The sequence below is a fragment of the Streptococcus cristatus genome (assembly GCF_001588905.1).
Taxonomy (GTDB): domain Bacteria; phylum Bacillota; class Bacilli; order Lactobacillales; family Streptococcaceae; genus Streptococcus; species Streptococcus cristatus_N.
Window position 1 is genome coordinate 1 of record NZ_LAWH01000084.1, and the last position, 299, is coordinate 299.

A 299-nucleotide genomic window follows, 5' to 3' on the forward strand; every position below is an offset into this window, starting at 1 on the left:
TTTCAAGGCGATTTTTAAAGATGGGCAGAATTTTGCCAATCGAAAGTTTGTCGTTTATAAATTAGAAAAAGAACAGCGCCATTTTCGAGTGGGGATTTCAGTCAGTAAAAAGCTGGGCAATGCAGTTGTCCGTAATAGTATCAAAAGAAAGATTCGTCATGTCTTGATCCAGCATCGGGCGGACTTGACCAAGGATGACTTTGTTGTTATTGCCCGCAAGGGAGTTGAAACTTTGGACTACCACCAAGTAGAACAAAATTTATTGCATGTCTTGAAAGTTGCAAGAATTTATCAGGAAG

The 299-nt window shown here is 39.5% G+C and carries 1 protein-coding gene; it reads left to right on the top strand.

Features of this window, described 5'->3' with window-relative positions:
* Positions 1 to 299, top strand: a 299-nt coding sequence (rnpA, locus tag A0765_RS09795; RefSeq protein WP_068981951.1) for a ribonuclease P protein component, incomplete at both ends; no start/stop codon positions are given.